This window comes from Paenibacillus sp. IITD108 (assembly GCF_036541265.1).
Taxonomy (GTDB): domain Bacteria; phylum Bacillota; class Bacilli; order Paenibacillales; family Paenibacillaceae; genus Pristimantibacillus.
On sequence record NZ_JAZHCT010000078.1, the window covers coordinates 1 to 1596 of the forward strand.

The 1596-nt window shown below is 44.4% G+C and carries 1 protein-coding gene; it reads left to right on the plus strand.

Annotation, left to right across the window (positions count from 1 at the left end; translation table 11 throughout):
• The first annotated feature begins 226 nt into the window (after positions 1 to 226).
• On the plus strand, positions 227 to 1471 hold the full coding sequence (locus V1L65_RS28570; protein WP_331702755.1) for an IS110 family transposase: 1245 nt from the start codon (positions 227 to 229) through the stop codon (positions 1469 to 1471).
• Positions 1472 to 1596: the final 125 nt, after the last annotated feature.

A 1596-nucleotide genomic window follows, 5' to 3' on the forward strand; every position in this document is an offset into this window, starting at 1 on the left:
AATGAAAATTTTCAAGATGCATCAATCGTGCAGATTTAAAAACCTCTATAAACGTCAAAGCTTAGTAATACAAATCTGAGGACGGATGATTATTGGGATCTAACTCGTATGAAAAACCGTCCTATTGCGCTTTTCGAGTATCGCCTATTGTAGCACCCAAAAGTACGTGTATTAAATTACACTTTCTCGAGCGCATGATTTGTATCAAAACGTTGGAGGTATAAGAATGGATGCTGTAAGAAGTTGTTGCGCAGGGCTGGATGTTCATCAGGAAACGGTTGTAGCTTGTGTATTAACAGGGCCATTGGAGCACAAACCGAAATGTTTTATCCGGACATTTGGAACCACAACGAGAGAGTTGCTCGAACTGCAAGATTGGCTTCATCAACATGAGTGCAAGGAGGTGGTGATGGAGAGTACCGGCGTCCTGTGGAAACCAGTGTGGAACATTTTGGGGGGGACATGTGAACTCGTTCTGGCGAACGCTAGACGAGTAAAGAACATGCCCGGTAGAAAAACAGACACGCAAGATGCACAGTGGCTTGCTCAATTACATCGCTGTGGGCTCATCGAAGCAAGTATGGTTCCGGAGCAAGACATCCGAGATTTGAGAGACTTGACGCGTTATCGCGTCAAGATGGTGCGGGCGTTGACAGCGGAGAAGAACCGCATTCATAAAATGCTGCAGGATGCTAACATCAAACTGACAACATATATATCGGATCTCTATGGTGTTTCGGGAAGAGCGTTGCTGCAGAAGATTATGTACGGAGAAGTGTTGGAGGAAGCCGAGATCAGAAGCATCGTAAAAACGCAATTAAAGAAGAAAGTACCGCAATTGGTAGATGCGCTTAATGGAAAGTTACGGCAGCACCATCGAGAGATGATCGGCGAACATTGGGATCATCTAGAGTACCTGGAAAAGAAGATTGCTCGATTGGAAGAGAAGATCGATGAAAGTGTAGAAACCTACAAGGAACTGGTCGATCAAATCGATTCTATTCCCGGAATTGAGCATACCTCGGCCGTTACGATATTTGCAGAAATCGGACCTTGTGTGGCGGAGATGTTTCCAACGGATGCACAATTCGCCTCTTGGGCGGGATTGTGTCCGGGAAATAATGAAAGTGCGGGCAAGCGAAAAAAAGCGAAGACGATGCAAGGGAACAAACAACTCAAAGCTGCCTTGTGCCAGGTAGCGTGGGCCAATTCACGATCCAAAAACCGGATCGGTCAGTTCTTCCGACGAATCCGAAAGAGGCGCGGAGAAAAGAAAGCAACCATTGCAACCGCTCACTTAATTGCACGGATGTTGCATGCCATGATGAGGGAACAAACGGATTACAAAGAAATAGACGTACCACTAGGCGAAGGTACGTCTAATCAAAAGACTCTGAATTATTACCTGCAGCAGATTCAACAACTAGGATACGACATACAGGGCATGCAGGTAAAAGAAACACCAGCGTAACTAATTGAATAGTATGGCCATTTTTTTAAAAAGTTATAACGACTTTTTGGGGTTGTGGGTCTTTTTTTGTCTAAAATCGATAAAAACCACGTTCGAAGCTGTCTTAATTTTCGTATTAAATCATA